This window comes from Acidicapsa dinghuensis (assembly GCF_025685685.1).
In the GTDB taxonomy this organism is placed as follows: domain Bacteria; phylum Acidobacteriota; class Terriglobia; order Terriglobales; family Acidobacteriaceae; genus Acidicapsa; species Acidicapsa dinghuensis.
The window spans coordinates 498896-513972 of record NZ_JAGSYH010000004.1 but is presented as its reverse complement, the minus strand read 5'-3'; the positions used below and the strand labels follow the sequence as shown (position 1 = coordinate 513972).

The 15077-nt window shown below is 58.2% G+C and carries 11 protein-coding genes; 5 read left to right on the top strand and 6 right to left on the bottom strand.

Translation table 11 applies throughout. The features are described from left to right. Positions 1-206: 206 nt before the first annotated feature. Positions 207-1013 carry a nuclear transport factor 2 family protein gene (locus OHL22_RS12995; RefSeq protein WP_263337910.1) on the bottom strand — a complete coding sequence of 269 codons (807 nt, stop codon included), beginning with the start codon at positions 1011-1013 and terminating at the stop codon, positions 207-209. Between the two features lie 489 nt (positions 1014-1502). On the opposite strand from OHL22_RS12995, the gene OHL22_RS12990 reads away from it, so the two are divergent. Then, the gene (locus OHL22_RS12990; protein WP_263337908.1) at positions 1503-3470 is read left to right on the top strand and encodes a glucosidase family protein; all 1968 of its coding nucleotides are present in this window, start codon (positions 1503-1505) and stop codon (positions 3468-3470) included. Here OHL22_RS12990 and OHL22_RS12985 read toward each other — a convergent pair. Then, the gene (locus OHL22_RS12985) at positions 3430-4503 is read right to left on the bottom strand and encodes an AI-2E family transporter (RefSeq protein ID WP_263337906.1); all 1074 of its coding nucleotides are present in this window, start codon (positions 4501-4503) and stop codon (positions 3430-3432) included. The genes OHL22_RS12990 and OHL22_RS12985 overlap by 41 nt on opposite strands. 373 nt (positions 4504-4876) lie before the next feature. On the opposite strand from OHL22_RS12985, the gene OHL22_RS12980 reads away from it, so the two are divergent. Beyond that, the gene (locus OHL22_RS12980; RefSeq protein ID WP_263337903.1) at positions 4877-6493 is read left to right on the top strand and encodes a S10 family peptidase; all 1617 of its coding nucleotides are present in this window, start codon (positions 4877-4879) and stop codon (positions 6491-6493) included. Between the two features lie 211 nt (positions 6494-6704). Further along, entirely contained in the window at positions 6705-7571 is an 867-nt protein-coding gene (locus OHL22_RS12975) for a universal stress protein (RefSeq protein ID WP_263337901.1), read from the top strand. Positions 7572-7676: 105 nt separating this feature from the next. On the opposite strand, the gene OHL22_RS12970 is transcribed toward OHL22_RS12975, so the two are convergent. Next, positions 7677-8897, bottom strand: a complete 1221-nt coding sequence (locus tag OHL22_RS12970; RefSeq protein ID WP_263337897.1) for a glycoside hydrolase family 99-like domain-containing protein — start codon at positions 8895-8897, stop codon at positions 7677-7679. Between the two features lie 195 nt (positions 8898-9092). On the opposite strand from OHL22_RS12970, the gene OHL22_RS12965 reads away from it, so the two are divergent. Both OHL22_RS12965 and OHL22_RS12960 read left to right on the top strand, forming a co-directional pair. Further along, entirely contained in the window at positions 9093-9593 is a 501-nt protein-coding gene (locus tag OHL22_RS12965) for a (2Fe-2S)-binding protein (protein WP_263337894.1), read from the top strand. After that, positions 9580-11736: a xanthine dehydrogenase family protein molybdopterin-binding subunit gene (locus tag OHL22_RS12960; RefSeq protein ID WP_263337893.1), complete on the top strand. Its 2157-nt coding sequence runs from the start codon at positions 9580-9582 to the stop codon at positions 11734-11736. The genes OHL22_RS12965 and OHL22_RS12960 overlap by 14 nt, the downstream gene beginning before the upstream one ends. Before the next feature lie 83 nt (positions 11737-11819). Here the strand turns inward: OHL22_RS12960 and OHL22_RS12955 are convergent, their stop codons facing one another. From OHL22_RS12955 to rimO, 3 genes are all read right to left on the bottom strand, one after another. Next, positions 11820-13100 carry a pentapeptide repeat-containing protein gene (locus tag OHL22_RS12955; RefSeq protein WP_377819249.1) on the bottom strand — a complete coding sequence of 427 codons (1281 nt, stop codon included), beginning with the start codon at positions 13098-13100 and terminating at the stop codon, positions 11820-11822. A gap of 91 nt (positions 13101-13191) precedes the next feature. Next, positions 13192-13530 carry a hypothetical protein gene (locus OHL22_RS12950; protein WP_263337890.1) on the bottom strand — a complete coding sequence of 113 codons (339 nt, stop codon included), beginning with the start codon at positions 13528-13530 and terminating at the stop codon, positions 13192-13194. A 20-nt stretch (positions 13531-13550) separates the two neighbouring features. Beyond that, positions 13551-15065 carry a 30S ribosomal protein S12 methylthiotransferase RimO gene (gene rimO, locus OHL22_RS12945; RefSeq protein WP_263337886.1) on the bottom strand — a complete coding sequence of 505 codons (1515 nt, stop codon included), beginning with the start codon at positions 15063-15065 and terminating at the stop codon, positions 13551-13553. Positions 15066-15077: the final 12 nt, after the last annotated feature.

Genomic DNA, 15077 nt, shown 5'->3' with positions numbered 1-15077 from the left:
GGGAGGAAGAATGTTGCGTGGAATTATGAGGTTTTGTGCATGCGTGCCGGCGTTGCCTGGAAAATATGTCTGTTGTGGTATGTTTCACGCGCGACGATGCTCAAGATGCAGGAACGAGATGATGAGAGTTAGATGTCAGGTTTCAGGGATCAGGTTTCAGGATTCGTGCGCAGCACGGACCCTCCACGATCGGCCCACCAACTTCATCATTGCCCCGGCGCGGCCTCATGGTCATAACTGATAGCCCGTGTCATCTGCCAAGTACCGTCCTTATAACGCCAGATCGTGATGAACTTCGCCTGACCCACGCCATCCGACGGATTGTTCGGATGCGTAAACCGGTGCATCCCGATCTCCACTGCGCCAAATCCCGCCAGCCGGTGTACCTCCAGTGTTCCCGGCAGCAACTCCCTGTGCACCTTGCCGCAGATGTTGTTCTTGATCGCATCCAGAAACACCTGCTTGCCCACTGCGAGCCCAGTCTTATCGTGATAAAACTCGAGATCGTCCGCCGTCAGCTTGCTCATTGTCGCCAGATCGCAAGAGTTGTAAGCATCGAATAACTCTTTGTCGAGCGCGGCGACATTGGCGAATAGCTGATCAGTGGTATGCGGTACCGGCTCCGCGGTCTTCCAATCCGCGTCCGCCTTCCGCGTTTCCACAACAATCCGCGTTCCCGCATCCGCTGGCAATCCCGTCGCTGTCCCACTAAGCCGGTCACCGGCAAGCGTCAGTGCAAAATGCACTACGTTGCCAGACCCCGCAGGCACGTCGAACCGTACATTGTTTCCATCCACGCGCGCATTCGCCACATTCGACATCTTATTGAGCGCGCTACCCGCCGAACCTGAAAGCGCACTGTTCTCGATCTTGAAATCAAAAAACGCATTGTCCGGATCGACGGTTCCATCCCCATGAACGCTGTCCAGCACGCCAACCCACTTGCCAGCGAGCGAAGAAGAGGAAGACTGGCTAATCGCCGGCACAGTGGCCGCGACCAACAGGCAAGACAAGAATCCGCGCAAAAGCAACATAGCCACCCCGCGATGCAAGGTAGCTACGTGCAATGCGACTCAAATGTTCCGTCAATCAGGCGGCCGCATCCAGGTCTTATCGATTTCGCCCACAAAATGAGAATGCCTAATTGCCTCTATCCATAACCCTCACAGGTTTCGATAACCCAGTGAACAACGTCGGCCTGCGGTCTGCCGACCGGGGTGCACGATCAATTGTGCTCATCGATCGATCCCAGCTTCGCCGAGGCCAGAGGGAACTTTATGCCATCCCATGATCAATCCCTTACCCGATTCTCGCTTGAGCTGTTGGACGGCCGTCTCCAGCTCTCCGCGTACCAGTTCCGCGTTCCAGGTGCCCCGTCAAGGGTGCTCGACAGGACGTGCTTTTGTTGCGTCTGTGGTTGGATGGCCATAAGTTGAACAGTGTGGCGCGATATGCTGCTTGGGAAATAGTGTGAGTTGATATCGAGCGATGATTGGAGAGGCATGAGGGCATTGGTTATTGTGTCCCTGTTGGTGGGGATGTGTGGTGGCGCGGTTGCGCAAGGGAGTGGAGCGAGTGTCGAGAGCGCATGGAAGCCTCAGGGGATTTTGCAGGCGGTGGAGAATGCCTCGGTTACTGCGACAGGGGATGAGCTGCGGGTTGTGCGCACGGATGCTGATGCGCCGGTGAAGATGGTGTTCGCGCATTGCACGGGGATTGGTGTGGAGCGGGAAGCGGATCAGTGGTGGGTTTTGCCGATTGGCGTGCTTGCGGGAGAAGAGCATGCAGAGATTCGCGCGAATGGTGCACTTTGGGTGTTGCCTTTAGATGCGGAGTCAAAGGATCACTCGTGGTATCTGAAGCTGGATGGCGGCGAAGTGAGTGCAACGAAAAGCGATGCAGGGTTAACGGTGCTGGTGAATGCGGACCATGCAACGCTGCGTGAGGCTGAGGCGCGGCCGCATAGCGATCCGTTGGGGAACCGGTTCTCGATTGCGATTGCGGGCGGCGAGGGGTTGGAGGATGCGCTGGCGGGGTTTTATTGGGGCACGATGCTGCCTTCGGTCGTGGAGAAGACGATGGCGGCGCATTTCAAATACAGCAGCGGATATGTGCTGAGCACGCTGAATGTGAAGTCGTATGCGGGATCGTATCCGGCGGTGGATCACGAGTTCCAGATCAAGGGGCGGCTGGCGATGGGGTCGGAACTGGATCTGGATGTGGTGAAGCGGATGATCGGTCTGCAATTTCAGTTGATGAAGGACGATCCAGAGGGGTTGTTTCGCGCGCCTTGTTCGGTGCAGCCGGATGGCAGGCGCGAGTATCACGTGCGCAGAAACAGTGAAGACAATCGCGTGAATGCGGCGATGTTTCCGGTGACGGGGAATATCGAAGTAGTAGAAGAGGCCTGGCGTTACTACGAGGCGCGCAAAGATGCGGCGTGGCTGAAGGAGAACATCGGCAACCTGGAGAACGCAGCGGGATGGACGCTGGCGCATGTGGACCGGTATGGACGCTTGTGGAGCGATGTGTATTACGAAGACCAGGTGATGAAGGATGGCCGCGTGACGCAGGCGCAGGGATTTGCGGCGCGGAGCTTTGCGTTGATGGCGAAGATGGAACGTGTGGCGGAGCGCGAGGCCAAGGCCGCGGAGTATGACGGCATTGCTGGGAAGATGGCGAAGGTGCTGGTTGCTCCGTTGCCGATGGGGTACTGGGATGAGAGGAATCAGCGGTTCATCGACTGGGTGGATCGCGATGGAAGGGTGCATGACCATATTCACCTGGTGGCGAATGCGCTGCCTGTGTTGCTGGGATATGCGACGAAGGAGCAGGCGGCTGCAGTGCGGAAGCTGATTGAAGAGAATGCTGGGCAGTTTGAGCGGTTCCCTAGCTTTTTGTCTGCAGATATTGCGGGATATACGAGGTCGGAGATTGGCAGCGGCGGACCGTATGATCTGAGCGCGGCGGGGCGGTATTGGTACTGGGATGCTGCGTACCGGGAGTCGCAAGGGGAGGGCGCCGTGCTGCTGGATCAACTAAAGAAAGTTGCCGCGGAGGGCGCGAAGAATAACTACCTGATGGGCGAGCGATATGACATGGACTATGTGTATTACATCGACGGCAAGAATGCTCATGGGGCGGAGAGATATTACGAGTATCCGAATGTGTTTACGGCGGTGTTGATTGGGAAGTGGCTGGGAGTGACGAAGGCGGCGGATGTGGATGCGGCAGTGGCTCCGCACATTACAGGGTATGGAGATGTGGAGTTACGGCAGCCTGAGTATGCGCTGCGGTATCGCTACAGCAGCGACGGATTTGTGCTGCGGAATTTGTCGGACAAGACTCGGCGGTTTGCCGTGGATCTGTCGGCGTTTGGTGGTGCACACTTCAGGTTGATAGGAAAGCACGGCGATACGCGTGGTGTGATTACGCTTGGTCCGCAGGAAGAGGCGCACTGGGTGCAGTGAGTTGGCTGCGCCAGACGGCGATGAGACTGTCGGCCAGTGAGAAGATGAGCGGGCCGAGGATGATGCCGGATACTCCGAAGAGGCTTACACCGCCGAGGATGGAGAGGAAGATGATGGCGGTATGGCTACGGAGACGGGAGCCGACAACAAGTGGGTAAAGGATGTTGTCGATAAGACTGACGCATCCTCCTCCCCAGATGACGAGGATGGCGGCTTTGATCCAGTGATCGCTGAGGCCTAGATAGAGCGCAATAGGTCCCCAGATGAGCAGAGCTCCGAAGCCCGGAATAAGGCCGGTGAGAGCCGTGAGGAATCCCCAGAAGACAGCGCCGGGAACACCGAGGAGCCAGTAGGCGAGTCCGCCGAGGATGCCCTGGGTGGCGGCTAGTACGAGGCGTCCGAAGCCGGTGGCGAAGATGGTGTCATGCAGACGATGGAGGACGGTATCGGCTTCTGATTCGTTCATGGGAAGAAGCATACGCAGAACGCGGATGGCAATCTGCTGGTCGCGCCAGAGGAAGAACAGCAGAAAAAGCATAACGACGACTTGAACTACGAGAGAGGTGGAGCTGCCTATGAAGCCGAAGAAATGACTGGCGCTCCAGACCGCTGCGGAGTGTGTCGTGGTGTTGACGTCGACGAGGTTGATGAGCTCTTGTAGTCTGTCGGCGAAGACAGGGTGACGGCCAGCGAACGTCAGGATCCAGTCGCCTGCGGCTCCGTTTTGCAGTGCGGTGATGAGAGACGCGGCTTGAGAGATGAGTTTCAGGCCGATGATGACCATTGGGACGATGCCGACGAAAAGCAGCACCATAAGGGCAACGGAGGCGCAGAGGGTTCGATTGCGAATGCGCGCGGCAAGCCAGCGGTAGGGATGTTGTGTGCAGACAGCGATGGTGACGGCGAAGGCGATGCCGGCAAGAAAGGGCTGGACGATGAACGCGCACAGCACAATGGCGGTGAGGGTAAGGAGGAAAAACGCCCACATTTGCCATCGGGAGCGGCTGCGGATTGTCTGGTCTTGCTGGGTCAATGAATATCTATCCTGGCAGTTCTGTACTTAGGGGTGATGCTGTCCTTACAGGAGTTGGATGCGGGATTGAGGATTTGGTGGAGCAATGATGCTAATTGTGGAGGCGATGTGAGACTTACCGTACCGGTCAAACCGTCCATGACGGAAAGTCCGTGTTTCGGTGAGACGTTGTTATGGGAGGCAGAGATCTGTTGTCTTTGACCTCGCTACGATCTGTGAAGTCTGAAAGTGCCTTAGAAGGCATAGCAGAGGCGGTAGCATCCGGGCGCGGCTGGAAAGACAGTGCAATGAGGAACAGGTGTTGCGGCGCACTGTTTGCCGCGGCATTTTGTTGTGCGTTGTTGATTTCATAATCTCAAAGGAGACCGGGCGTATGAAGTGGAGCAATGCAGTGAAGGCCGGCGCAGCGTGCGTTGGGATGCTGATGATGGTGAGTGTGGCGGGAGCACAGGCTCCGTCGACGGAGCAGAGACCTGAGATCACGGTGCCTCCGGGGCAACAGCCGCAGCAGGGCGGACAGCGGCAGCAACAGAGGCCGCGCGGTGAACAGGCGGCTGCGGAGAATGAAGGCGGGGCTGCGGGAAGGCGTGAGGGAGCGGCAGCTCCAGCGCCGGAAGAGAAGACGGTGGTGACGCACCACTCGGCGAGGATTGGCGGGCAGACAATCAACTATACGGCGACGACGGGAACGTATGTGATTCGCGCGGACAATGGGACGCCGAAGGCTACATTCTTCTACGTGGCTTATACGAAGGATGGGGTGACCGATCCGGCGTCGCGGCCTGTTTCGTTTGTGTATAACGGCGGGCCAGGGTCAGCGTCACTGTTTACGCATATGGGCTTTGGGCCGAAGCGGGTGGTGTTGACTCCGGATGGGCAGGGGATGGAGCAGCCGTATCGCACGGTGGATAACGAGGACTCGTTTCTGGATGCGACGGATTTGGTGTTTATCGATGCGGTATCGACGGGGTATAGCCGGCCGGTGGCGGGGCAGACGCCCTCGCAGTTCTACGGGATCATCGAGGACGCGAATTACTTCTCGGACTTCATTTATCAGTATCTGAACCGCGCCGAGCGATGGCTTTCTCCGAAGTACCTGATCGGCGAGAGCTATGGAACGACGCGGTCTGCAGAGCTGTCGGGCGTGCTGCAGGAGCGGCATGAGATTTATCTGGATGGCATTGTGCTGGTGTCTTCGGTGGCGTTTACGGATGTGAGCGGCGATGACCGCAGCGCGTTCTTTTTGCCAACGTATGTGACATCGGCCTGGTATCACCATTTGCTGGCGCCGGATCTCGAGAAGCTTTCGATTGAGGAAGTGGCGCAGCAGGCGCGGGATTTTGCGCATGGAGAGTATGCGCAGACGCTGGAGAAGGGCGACCTGGCGACCGCGGATGAGAAGCAGAAGACGATAGCGGATATGGCGCGGCTTACGGGGCTTTCGCCGAAGTATATCGAGGAATCGAATCTGCGGGTTTCGCCGCAGCGGTGGTTTAAGGAGCTGGAGCGCGACAAGCGGAAGACGGTGGGACGGCTGGACTCACGTTTTGAGGGCTACGACGTGGATGCAGCGGGTGAGCGCGTGGAGTACGACACGAGTGAGGCTTCGTATCTGGGCGCGTATGCAGCGACGTTCCATGACTATGTGAGGCGCGAGCTGGGATGGAAGTCGGATGAGTATTACACGATTACGGCGAATGTGAGGCCGTGGGATCAGACGGGGAACACGCAGGTAGCGGAGGTGCTGCGGTCTGCGATGACTTCACAGCGGCATCTGAAGGTGCTGGTGGTGTGCGGGTACTATGACCTGGCGACTCCGTTTAATGGCATTGAACGCACGGTGGACCATATGCATCTGGAGCCGGAGTTCCGGAAGAACTTATCGTTCTCTTATTACGAGTCGGGGCACATGGTGTATATCGACGAGAAGGCGCACCACAAGCTGCATAAGGATGTGGATGGGTTTATTGAGTCGAGTTATGTGCACTGAGAACAGAGTTCAGAGTTCGCTGCGTGCGGAGCTTTGATGTAAGCGACTGTGGTTCCCATCTTTTCTGCAAATCACGGAGAGGATGGGAGCCCGAAGGTTTGTGGTCTTCCGGGTCTCAACGGTGAGACATTGAGCGCCCGATGCCACTCTGAAAGCAGGAAAATGCGCCGAAATGCTGTCAAGGCGAATCCGAGGTTATGGGAGGAAGTGGATGGCCCTGATCTCGAAGATTCTTTTTCCGGTGGACTTCTCGACATCGAGTATTGCCATGGCGGCCTATGTCAAAAGGGCGGCGGCAATTCTTGGGGCGCGTGTGTCTTTGGTGCATGTTGTCAATCCGGGCAGTTATAGCGGATTGGAGCTTTATGTAAGGCCGCTCTCCGAGGTTGAGGATGAGCACCTGAGCATTGGCAGGGAACGGCTGGATTCGTTTCTGACGGAGGAGTTTTCGGCGGCTGAGTGCTCGAGAATCGTCCGCTTCGGTGATCCTGCTACGGAGATCGCTCAGGCTGCTAGAGAGGGTGCGTTCGATCTGATTCTTATGCCGACGCATGCGGGGAAATTCCGGCAGATGCTGCTGGGTTCGACGACGGCGAAGGTGATCAATGATTCGGATTGTCCAGTGCTGACGAGCACGCATGCTGAGACGATTGCGCCGCGGCCTCTGCAGCACCGGGAGTGGTTGTGTGCGGTGGGGTTGAGCGCGAATTCGGAACGGGTGCTTCGCTTTGCCGCGCGGGGTGCTTCGCAGGCTGGCGCCAGGCTCACGATTATCCATGCTGTACAAGGGGTCGATCCCGAATCGTCGCTGGTGCTGGATCTGAAAAAACAGGTCTTTCTGGCGGAGAGGAAAGAGGCCAGCCGGCGCATTGCCGAACTGCAGCAGAGGGTAGGTATGGATGCGCCGGTTCGCATTGAAGTGGGACCGCTGAAGGAGGCGCTGCTGCAGGCTGCGCTGCAGTCGGATGCGGACGCGCTGATTATTGGCAGAAGCCCCCAGCCCGGAGCTCAAGGACGGTTGCGGGATTTGACGTATGCCATGGTGCGGGATTCACCGTTTCCGGTGGTGAGCGTTTGATGGGCTGATTGCGAACGCCGGGATTGCTGGATTCGGGCGATTTGTGGTTTACGCCAAAGAGTTCGCATGGCGGAAGTGAGAAATGGGTCGCGTGGCTCTTGGTAATCAGGATGTCGAAAAGACTTTGCTAATGGCTCCCAGGTAGGCAGTACCGTGCTCTCTGTCCGGCTCCAGGTAGCTTCCCTCTGTCCACTCATTCCAGGAGTTGATGGTGATGAGGCGTTTGCCTTGCGGCAGTTGCGTGGCTGCGAATCGTTTTGCCGAAACGAGGGCTTCTTCAAAGGCCTGCGGAGTATTGTTGACCACGACGGAGGTGTATGGATACGCAGCGCGGCGGAAGTTGTCTGTCTGGCAGGTGCGCGGTGTGGAATCCCAGCCTACAGTGACGTTGGGAAAGTAGGGACGGCTGAACTGGGCTGCGGCTTTGTCGCGGTAGCTTTCGTATTGGCTGCGAATGTCGGAGTATTCGGTGATATTGGCGTCGGCGAATCGCGTGTGATGTATCCAGACATACGAGGTGGTACTGTCGATCTCAAGCCGCTCCAGTAGCTCTGGCAGATTGCTGACTTCACTCTGGCCGGGCAAAATCTGAACTCCCCAGGTGACGGCATTGACATGCACGCCGGGAAGGCCCACTGCTTTGGCTTTCGCGCGAAGAGCATTGAGTGCATCCGCTGCCTGACGAACGCCGCCAAGCCCCGAGATGAAGCGGTAAAGCTCATAGATGGAGAAGTAGGGTGCGCCGTCGATGGTGAGATAAGACGGATGTTGGAAGAGCTGGAGAAAGCGGTCTGAGATTGTGTCGAAAGTTGCGCGAGTGATGGCACCGGGGAACTGGAGGCTGGGCGGCGCGGTTAGCTTGGCGGGATGAATGTCGTACCAGTCATGATTGGCCCACATCAGGGCAAACTTGAGATCGCGGTTATTGGCCGCACCAAGGAAGCCGCGGTCGAGAGCGCCGTTTAAGAACGGACCGTCGTTGTACCAGTACCAGTCAAAGATAAGAGCGCTGAGATGGTTGGCGTGGGCGGAGGCGATCTTGTGTTCGAAGACGCGGGGATCGGACTCGTCGGCGTAGCCCCAGAGAGGAACTTTGGGCTGGTGATGGCCGGGGAATCTTGGCATGGCGGCGCGGACGAGGTTCCACTCGGTCCATTGCGGGCCGTGGGCTTTTTCATTGCGGGGGTCGATGTGGAAGTTGCCGAAGTAGTAGGCAGCGGTGATGAAGTCGCTTGAGTCGGGTGACGCGGCGGATGCGGAGCTTGCCTGAAGGCTTTCGTTGAGAGCGAGCGCGCTGGCTGCGGTTAGGAATTGGCGGCGATTCATTGAATGTCCTTGGGGTGAGCTTATGGTTTCGACTCAGCCGAAGGATAAGTTTTTCATAGGCGGGCTACGCCGATTGCCCGATGCGCTGCGCTGAGGCCATGCTGCTGTACAAAGCCGAGCATCGGCTGTCGTGTGGCGGGCGTATGCTGTTGGCGCACGGATTTCGATTCTTTCCGCAAGAAAAGGAGCATCGCTATGAACGATTTCCTGCTGAAAATCAATGGCGCAGATGTTCCCGTGCGTGCTCCGGGCGAAGAGACACTGCTGTCTGTGCTGCGCAACCGGCTCCATCTTACCGGCACGAAGTATGGTTGTGGCGAGGGCCAATGCGGCGCGTGTACGGTGCTTATCGACGGTGTGGCGACGCGCTCATGCCAGGCGAGACTGGCGACCAGCACCGGGGTTTCGATTACCACTATCGAAGGGCTGGAGCATGGCGGCTTGCTGGGCCCTGTACAGCAGGCCTTCCTGGACGAGGGCGCGTTTCAGTGCGGGTATTGCACTTCGGGTATGATCCTTTCGGCGACCGCGTTGCTGCACGATCATCCGCGCCCGACAGATGCGCAGATTGTCGGCTATATGGATGGGAATGTTTGCCGCTGCGGGACGTATCCGCGCATCACGGCTGCGATCCATCGCGCTTCGCAACTGGCGGTTGCAGGCGAGAAAGGAGGGTCTGGGCATGCCCACGAGTGAGTTGATGAACGATTTACTGGCCGAGGCCGCGCAGCAGGAGGTGATCGGGCGATTGCACCGGTTTCAACTCGACCGCCGCGATTTGCTGAAAGCGCTGGGCGGCGGGTTGTTAGTGAGCCTTGCCGGAGGATCGGCGCTGGCGCAGGAGTCCGGACGCAGGTCTGGCGAGCATGAGCTGCCACAGGACGTGAGCGCGTGGATTCATATTGGGGCAGACGGCAGGGTGACGGTGTTTACCGGCAAAGTGGAGGTAGGACAGAACATCCGCACCTCGCTGGCTCAGTTGGTGGCTGAGGAGCTGCGCGTGCCTTTTCGCGCGATCACGATGGTGATGGGCGACACCGATCTGACGCCGTGGGATATGGGCACTTTCGGCAGCCGATCGACACCGACGATGGGGCCGCAGCTGCGCAATATGGCGGTGACAGCGCGGCAGATGCTGATGGAAGCCGCGGCGCAGCGATGGAGCGCTGATGCATCGGGACTGGCTGCGGCGGATGGGCGTGTAACCGATCCGAAGTCGGGGCGGTCGCTTGCTTACGGGGAGATTACTCGAGGGGAGAAGCTGGAGCGGGTGGTTTCCGGCGATCCGCCGTTTACACCGGCTATCGAGTGGAAGATAGCGGGGACGGCGGAGCCCAAGGTGAATGGGAGGGATTTTGTCACCGGAAGGCATCAATATCCTTCGGACATCGTGCGGCCTGAGATGGTCTTTGGCAAAGTGCTGCGCCCTGCGGGATTCAACGCGACGCTGGTTTCGGCTGATACGGCGAAGGCCGCGAAGATGGACGGCGTGCAGGTGGTGCGAGACGGCGACTTTGTCGGTGTGACGGCGGCCGATCCATGGGTTGCGGAGCAGGCGCTGGCGGCGATCGATGCGAAGTGGAATGTTCCGCAGCAAATCTCGAACCGGGAGCTTTTTGAGTATCTCAAGAACAACCCCGAAAATGGCGGCCATGAGCGCGATGACGTGGAGCAGGCTACACCGGCTGAGTTGCAACAGGCGATGGCCGGCGCTGACGTAAAGCTGGAGCAGAACTACACGGTGGCCTATATCGCACATGCTCCATTGGAGCCGCGAGCTGCCGTGGCGGAGTGGAGCGGCGGGCGACTGACGGTGTGGACGGGGACGCAACGGCCTTTTGGTGTGCGGGAAGAACTGGCCGAGGCTTTTCGTATTCCGGAGTCGCGGGTGCGAGTGATTCAGCCGGATATGGGCAGCGGATACGGCGGGAAGCATACGGGTGAATGCGCGATTGAAGCTGCGCGGCTTGCGAAGGCTGCGGGCAAGCCGGTGAAGTTGGTGTGGACGCGAGAAGAGGAGTTTACCTGGGCGTATTTCCGGCCGGCTGGATGGATCGAGATTCGCAGCGGAGCTCGGCGCGATGGGACGATCGTGGCCTGGGAGCACCATAACTACAATTCGGGCCCGGCGGCTATCGCTTCGCCGTATAACGTTGCGCATCAAGTGAGCCAGTTTCATCCCACAAAGTACCCGCTGCGGCAGGGGTCGTATCGCGGACTGGCGGCGACGGCGAACCACTTTGCACGCGAGTCGCACATGGATGAGCTGGCGCATGCGGTGGACATGGGGCCGCTGGAGTTTCGTTTGAAAAATCTGACCGACGAGCGACTACGCGCTGTGCTGGAGGCGGCTGCGGAGAAGTTCGGGTGGGGGCATGCGAAGGCTGCGGCTGGGCATGGATTTGGTATTGCCGCCGGGGTGGACAAGGGCGGTCATGTGGCCGCATGCGCCGAGGTAGAGGTAGATGGGGGCGGCACGGTTCGCGTGCGGCGTGTGGTGCAGGCATGGGAGTCGGGGGCGATTGTGAATCCCGACGGACTGCGGAACCAGACGATGGGCGCGATGGTGCAGGCGCTGGGCGGGGCGCTCTTTGAGGCGGTGCAATTTGAGAACGGGCGGATTTTGAATCCGCACTTTGCGCAGTACCGCGTGCCACGATTCAAGGACATGCCGGAGGTTGAGGTGGTGCTGCTGGATCGGAAGGATTTGCCTTCAGCGGGCGCGGGCGAGACGGGGATTGTGGCGGTGGCGCCGGCAGTGGGCAATGCAATCTTTGCGGCGACTGGGAAGCGGGTGCGCTCGATGCCGATGGCGGCGGGAGGGGAGCTGAGTAGTTGAAGACTTCTGAGATGTACGGCTATTTGGTGCGTTTGCGCTGAGAAATCAGGGAAGCTGTGACGATTGGATAATTTCTCTTCGTTTCAGTGAAGATGATGGATAACTTCGCCTAATTGGCGCAAGAGACTGAACCAGTCGGCTTCGGCGGCTTTTTCGCCGAGTTTGCCTGCGCCTTTGAGGATGGCTTCTTTGGGGATGGTTTTGAGGAAGTCATAGAAGCCGGATAAGCGGGATTTCTGCGGTTCGGGCTTTTGAAGTTCGGCTTTGGCTTCTTCTACTTCTGAGCTTTGAGCTGCGGTTAGTTCGGTGTTGCGGGTGAGGAGTTTGTCGATTAGCTGGATGAGAGCGGTGTTGTCGTTGAAGGTTTGGTGAAGTTCTACTTTGGCGTTGCCGCTGGGGATTGCGGCTGTGTGGACGGGAGCGTTGAAGGTGATTTGTGGCGCGCTTGAGGCGAGCATGAGGCGGATTGTTTCTCGATGCTGTTCGCGCAGGAGATCATTTTGAATCTGGAGGCGAAGATTTTCGTTATCGCGCAGTGATAGCTGGGCTCTGACTATCTGCACAGCGTCGGCTTCGATCTTGTCTTTAAGGGATTCGTCCGCATCTCCGAGGCTGATTGTGATTTTGGCTCCTCCACCAGTTTGTTCGATGGTCTTGAGATGAATGCTGGTGTCTGGATGTTTTGAGGCGAGGTGTTGCAGTAGAGCGGGAAGAGTGTTGAGCTCAAAGGAGGAGATGCCGCCTTCGTAGAAAAGCTCGATGGTGGTCTGGTCGGAGTAGAGGTGCTCGAACTCGCCGGGTTTGTATACCGTTGGTGATTTGGCGAACTGATCCCAGAAGACGCTTTCACATACGACGTCATCGATGTTCCATTCTGCACGCTGTGCCTCCCATAGCTTTGCACCGGTTAGAGTGGCCTTTGACAGGCCGGTTCCCTGAAGGTTGGCATTTCGCAGGTCAGCGTTGGAAAGGTTCGCTTCATACAGGGTTGCCCAACGTAGATTTGCACCATATAGGTCCGCGCCGCTTAAATTGGCCCACCAAAGATTAGCTCTGTGTAGATTGGCTTGTCTCAGGTTAGCTCCGCTCAAGTCTGCGTGATTGAGAGTTGCTTTGACCAGTTTGGCCTTGAATAGATCTGCTTTGGGCATTGTTACCCCAGCCAAGTGGACGCCGATAAAATCGGCTTCTCCGCCAAAATTTACTTTAGAGAGATTCACATCGTGCAGATTGGCGCCGCGTAGTCTTATTCCACTTAAATCTGCCCCAGAAAGATCGGGTTTGATCTCTGAATTCTGTTCACGCCAAAGATTCCAGGCCTGCTGCCCTTGTTTAATTTTTTCGAGATGCTCTGAATTTGCCACGCGGGAAGGATAGCAAAGAACGGAAGTAGATTCCTTGCGGAAATAACGGTATGGAGTACAAAGCAAGAGGATTTCAGTGGCTATCAAAGACCTATTCAAGCTCTTTGATTTTTCGGTATCTGAGCCACGCTCTCGCGACTGCGAGCATCTGCAACATCCATGCCAGGTGGATAACTAGGAAGACTGCGAGAAGGGTGATCGCCCATGGTGCGTGTTCGCGAAGTGCACGGCCAGACATGGGGGTCAGGAGCAGCCCACAGTTCAATAGCCATGCCAACGAGACATAGAGGGCGCGTTTCTGCTGCTTGCGGAATGTTTTGTGAGAGCTCTGGATTGCGGCTACGACCTTCTTTTCGCGGCGAACTCCATGGGATGACAGGACGTCTGCCAGCGTCACCTCATCGTTTTTGTCGCGTTGCAACGGGCTCATCGAATTACAGCCTCATGGAGTTATTTGACGATGCGCGCGACTACGTCGTAGTGGTGGCTCTCGGTGATTTCGCAGCGGTAGAAGGTGCCGGGGATCAGGTCTTTGTGGGGGCCGAAGTCATTGATGAGGACTTTGCCGTCGATCTCCGGGGCGTGCATCTGGGTGCGGCCTTGCCAGAGGAGCTCGGTTTCGTCGCTGGGGCCTTCGACTAAGACGTCCATCTGCTTGCCGAGCCAGTGGAGTTGGCGGCCGGCGCTGATGGTTTGCTGCAGCTTCATCAGGCGCTTGCGGCGGGACTCGATGGTGCGCTTGGGGACTTTTTGATCGAGCGAGAAGGCGGCGCTGCCTTCTTCATCGGAGTAGGGGAATGCTCCGACCCAGTCGAGTTTGGCTTCGGCGAGGAAGGTGTGGAGCTCGTTGAATTCTTCGTCTGTTTCGCCGGGGAAGCCGACGATGAAGGTGCTGCGCAGGACGATGTTGGGGACGATGCTACGGGCCTTTTCGATGAGGCGCATGAAGATTTCGGGGCTGCCGCCGCGCTTCATGCGTTTGAGGACGGATGGACTGGCGTGCTGCAGCGGGACGTCTAGGTAGCTGGCGATGTTGTCGTGGCGCGCGATGGTTTCGAGCAGATTGTGGGTGACTTTGTTGGGGTAGGCGTAGAGGAAGCGCAGCCATTTGAAGTCGCCTGAGTCGGGGAGGCGCGTGGCGAGGGTGTCGAGAAGCTGGGCGAGACCGTCTTTGAGGCCGAGATCTTCGCCGTAGCAGGTGGTGTCCTGGCCGATGAGCGTGATTTCGCGGACGCCCTGGCGGACGAGGTTTTCGGCCTCGGCGACTACGGATTCGAAGCGGCGGGAGCGGAACTTGCCGCGTAGCTGCGGGATGATGCAGAAGCCGCAGGGGTGATCGCAGCCCTCGGCGATCTTGATGTAGGCCGAGGAGCGCGGGGTGGAGAGGATGCGCGGGGTTTCGTCGGTGTAGAGGTAGTTGGGGAGCTGGGCGATGGCGCCCTGCCAGTCTTCGCGGCTGAAGCGGCCCTGGGATTCGCGGAGATCGCCTTCTGGGCGGCTGTGTTTGTTGACGGCGCTTGAGGCGCGGTCGACTAACTGACTGCCGCTGAGGATGTTGAAAGGTGACGGGTTCTGAATAGGCGCGGGGCGGTTGAGGCCTGCGGCTTCGAGGATGGATTCGAGCTCGCCAGTGCCGACTACGGCGTCGACCTCGGGGATGTTTTTCTGAATTTCGTCGCGGTAGCGCTCGACGAGGCAGCCGGCGACGATGAGTCGTTTGGCTGAACCTTCGGTCTTGAGGCGGGCCATCTCCAGGATGGCGTTCACGGACTCCTGCTTGGCGGAGTCGATGAAGGAGCAGGTGTTGACGACGAGGATTTCAGCGTCTTCGGCGCGAGGGGTGAGGCGGGCGCCGGCGCGGTCGAGCAGGCCCATCATGACTTCAGAGTCGACGAGGTTTTTGGGGCAGCCTAACGAAACAAAGCCCACGGATGGCGCCGTGGGAGTGATAGATTCCTTGGACACTCTTCTATTGTA

Coding starts and splice junctions, on each gene's coding strand:
- OHL22_RS12960 (WP_263337893.1), top strand. CDS start 9,580: ATGCCCACGAGTGAGTTGATGAACGATTTACTGGCCGAGGCCGCGCAG.
- OHL22_RS12970 (WP_263337897.1), bottom strand. CDS start 8,897: ATGAATCGCCGCCAATTCCTAACCGCAGCCAGCGCGCTCGCTCTCAAC.
- OHL22_RS12975 (WP_263337901.1), top strand. CDS start 6,705: ATGGCCCTGATCTCGAAGATTCTTTTTCCGGTGGACTTCTCGACATCG.
- OHL22_RS12990 (WP_263337908.1), top strand. CDS start 1,503: ATGAGGGCATTGGTTATTGTGTCCCTGTTGGTGGGGATGTGTGGTGGC.
- OHL22_RS12980 (WP_263337903.1), top strand. CDS start 4,877: ATGAAGTGGAGCAATGCAGTGAAGGCCGGCGCAGCGTGCGTTGGGATG.
- OHL22_RS12950 (WP_263337890.1), bottom strand. CDS start 13,530: ATGAGCCCGTTGCAACGCGACAAAAACGATGAGGTGACGCTGGCAGAC.
- OHL22_RS12965 (WP_263337894.1), top strand. CDS start 9,093: ATGAACGATTTCCTGCTGAAAATCAATGGCGCAGATGTTCCCGTGCGT.